The sequence below is a fragment of the Parasphingorhabdus sp. genome, assembly GCF_049667325.1.
Classification (GTDB): domain Bacteria; phylum Pseudomonadota; class Alphaproteobacteria; order Sphingomonadales; family Sphingomonadaceae; genus Parasphingorhabdus.
Map to the genome: position 1 here is coordinate 1 of NZ_JBATHY010000281.1, position 3,642 is coordinate 3,642.

4 protein-coding genes are annotated in these 3,642 nt (G+C 58.2%); all 4 read right to left on the bottom strand.

The window, feature by feature from the left end:
• Positions 1–185, bottom strand: a 185-nt coding sequence (locus WBM93_RS12585; RefSeq protein WP_424432211.1) for an NADH-quinone oxidoreductase subunit H, incomplete at its 3' end; no start/stop codon positions are given.
• Positions 182–466 carry a hypothetical protein gene (locus WBM93_RS12590; RefSeq protein WP_424432212.1) on the bottom strand — a complete coding sequence of 95 codons (285 nt, stop codon included), beginning with the start codon at positions 464–466 and terminating at the stop codon, positions 182–184. The genes WBM93_RS12585 and WBM93_RS12590, both read right to left, overlap by 4 nt.
• The gene (gene nuoG, locus WBM93_RS12595) at positions 463–2,478 is read right to left on the bottom strand and encodes an NADH-quinone oxidoreductase subunit NuoG (RefSeq protein ID WP_424432213.1); all 2,016 of its coding nucleotides are present in this window, start codon (positions 2,476–2,478) and stop codon (positions 463–465) included. The genes WBM93_RS12590 and nuoG overlap by 4 nt, the downstream gene beginning before the upstream one ends.
• Before the next feature lie 126 nt (positions 2,479–2,604).
• Positions 2,605–3,642, bottom strand: a 1,038-nt coding sequence (gene nuoF / locus WBM93_RS12600; RefSeq protein ID WP_424432214.1) for an NADH-quinone oxidoreductase subunit NuoF, incomplete at its 5' end; no start/stop codon positions are given.

Here is a 3,642-nt window from a genome sequence, read left to right on the forward strand (position 1 = left end):
AAACCGAACGGCCCTACTACGTTAGGCCCGCGCCGCAACGCCATCGCCGCCCAGATTTTCCGGTCGACATAGATGATCATTGCAACGGCGAGCATCAGCGGCAGCGCGATCAGCAGGATTAGCGCGAGCGTGGCGACGAACCAGCCAGCTTCAAAACCCATAAGGGATTGGAGATATTCGGTCATTGATTATCTCCCGACTCTCTCGACGCAGCGTGGCGGTTCCAGAATCGCACAAGAAAATCAAACAATATTCCGTTGGCGCCAATCCAAATTGCCTCCGAGAATCCCTGCAATACAGCCCTCAAAAGAGCAGCTCTGATCATCGGACTATATTCTGGGCCGTATGGCATTTGCGCCACTTTGACTTCGTAGAAAGACATCCAGAATGTCGCAAAAAACACTATTACGGCCAGCGCATAGAAAATTTTCGGTGCTCTCACCAATAGATCAGGAAGCTGATTCATTCGGCCGCCTCCAGCATCTCGTCATCGGCATGCAGCAATTCCGCGGAACAGCGCTGCATCGTTGCGCTGGCGCGGGCGATGCTGTTGGTCAGGTAGAAATCCTTGATCGGATGGACGCCCTGCCCTTTGGGTGCACTCGGCAATCCGCTTGGCGGTGCCCAGTCGAAAGTCACCAGGCCTTCAGCGGCCAGTTCGGGATGATCTTTCGCCATTTTGGCGCGTAGTTCCTCGAAGCTATCGAATGGCAGGGTCTTGCCCATCACATCGGACAGGGCCCGCAATATGCTCCAGTCTTCGCGCGCGTCGCCGGGCGCGAAAATCGCCTTGTTCGAACGCTGTACGCGGCCTTCAAGATTGACATAAGTACCGTTTTTCTCGGTATAGGCAGCGCCGGGCAGAATCACGTCCGCCGCATGGGCACCGGCATCGCCATGATGGCCGATAAATACCTTGAAACTGTCTTTGAACGCTTCGTAATTCATTTCGTCCGCACCGAGCGCGAAGATCAATTTCGGTTTCTTCGCCGCTATCGCCTTGATCCCGCCGCCATAGGCATAACCGAGCATCAGCCCGCCAGTACGCGAGGCACCGATATGGAGGATGTTGAAACCGTTCCAGCCATCACGGATGAGCTTGTATTTTGTCGCCAGCTTGAGAGCCGCGCCATGCGCGCCTTCGATGCTCAGCGCGCCGCCGCCGAGGATGATCGCGGGCCGCTCGGCGCCTTTCAGCGCATCAGCAAGGGCCTTGGGCAGCTTCGCGAGCAAACCCATATCATCACCCAGCCATTCCACCGGATAGGTCTGGTCCGCTTCCGGCCCGATACCAAAAACCTTCGCATGACCCTTGCGCACAGCCTTGCGGATGCGGGTATTGACCAAAGACGCTTCCCAGCGCGGATTGGTCGAGACCAGCAGGATCACATCCGCGTCTTCGATACCGGCGATGGTAGAGTTGAAATTCACCGCTGCTAGACTGGACACATCATAAGAAAGTCCGGTCTGGCGGCCTTCCAGCATGTCCGACTTCATCGATTTGAGCAGCTTTTTCGCCGCATACATCGTCTCGCAGTCGACCAGATCGCCCGCAATTGCCGCAACAGAACTACCGGCCTTCACATTGGCAATCGCCTGGAATGCTTCGTTCCAGCTTGCTTCTTCCAGTGTGCCGTTCTTGCGCACATAGGGCTTGTCGAGGCGGCGTTTCATCAGGCCGTCGATCGCGTGGCGGGTCTTGTCGGTCGCCCATTCCTCGTTCACGTCATCATTGACCCGCGGCAAAGAACGCAACACTTCGCGGCCACGGCTATCGATGCGGATATTGGTGCCGACACCATCCATCACGTCGATGCCGAGCGTCTTGGTCAATTCCCACGGCCGCGCTTCAAACGCATAAGGCTTGCTGGTCAAAGCGCCAACCGGGCAAAGATCGACAACATTGCCGGACAATTCGCTGTTCACCGCGCCTTCGAGATAGGAGGTAATCTCCATCCCCTCGCCGCGTCCAATTGCGCCAATTTCCTCGACGCCGGCAACTTCCTCGGCAAAACGCACGCAGCGGGTGCAATGGATGCAGCGGGTCATCACCGTCTTGATGATCGGCCCCATATATTTCTCGGTGACCGCGCGCTTATTCTCTTCGTAGCGCGAGCCGCCCTTGCCATAGGCCATCGCCTGATCCTGCAGGTCGCATTCGCCGCCCTGATCGCAAATCGGGCAATCGAGCGGATGGTTGATCAGGAGAAATTCCATCACCCCTTCGCGCGCCTTCTTGACCATTTCGCTGTCGGTGCGGATTTCCTGACCTTCGGCGGCTGGAAGCGCACATGAGGCCTGCGGCTTCGGCGGACCCGGCTTCACTTCAACCAGACACATGCGGCAATTGCCCGCGATCGACAGCCGCTCGTGATAGCAGAAACGCGGGATTTCCTTGCCGGCAAGCTCGGCAGCCTGCAGCACGGTAGCGCCCTGCGGCACTTCGATTTCGATGCCATCTACGGTGACTTTAGGCATGGACTACTCCCACAAAACCGTCATGCTGAACTTGTTTCAGCATCCAGGGAGAGCGGTCCCGTAATTCTGTGATTGCCGCTCTGGACCCTGAATCAAGTTCAGGGTGACGCGACGAAGGTGCATAGTTCACTCCGCCGCCTCCATCATCTCTTCGCCCTTATGCTCGCGAATCCGCCGCTCCATCTCGGGGCGAAAATGCTTGATCAGGCCCTGGATCGGCCAGGCCGCTGCGTCGCCGAGCGCGCAAATCGTATGCCCTTCAACTTGCTTGGTGACTTCGTAGAGCGTGTCGATATCGCCGATTTCCGCGTCGCCATCGCGCATTTTTTCCATCACCCGCCACATCCAGCCAGTGCCTTCACGGCACGGCGTGCATTGGCCGCAGCTTTCATGCTTGTAGAAATAGCTGAGCCGCGAAATCGCGCGGACGATGTCGGTCGACTTGTCCATCACGATGACCGCAGCGGTGCCGAGACCGGAGCCGACATCCTTCAGGCCGTCAAAGTCCATCGGCGCGTCCATGATCTCATGGGCTGGCACCAAAGGCACGGACGAACCGCCCGGAATGACCGCGAGCAAATTGTCCCAGCCGCCGGTGATGCCGCCGCAATGTTTCTCGATCATATCCTTGAACGGGATCGACATCGCTTCTTCGAACACTGCCGGCTTGTCGACATGGCCGGAAACCTGGAACAGTTTCGTACCGTGGTTGCCTTCGCGGCCAAAGCTGGCAAACCAGGCAGCGCCGCGCCGCATGATCGTCGGGACGACCGCGATAGACTCGACATTGTTGACCGTGGTCGGGCAGCCATAAAGGCCTGCGCCGGCCGGAAAGGGAGGTTTCAGGCGCGGCTGGCCTTTCTTGCCCTCGAGGCTTTCGATCATCGCGGTTTCTTCGCCGCAGATATAGGCGCCGGCGCCGCGGTGGACGAAGACGTCAAAATCATAGCCGGACTTGGCGGCATTCTTGCCGATCAGGCCAGCGTCATAGGCTTCCTTGACGGCCGCCTCCATGACCTTGGCTTCCATGATATACTCGCCACGAATATAAATATAGGCGGCCCGCGCGCGCATCGCGAAACCGGCGATCAATGCGCCCTCGATCAGCTTGTGCGGATCGTTGCGCAGGATTTCGCGGTCCTTGCAGCTGCCCGGCTCGGATTC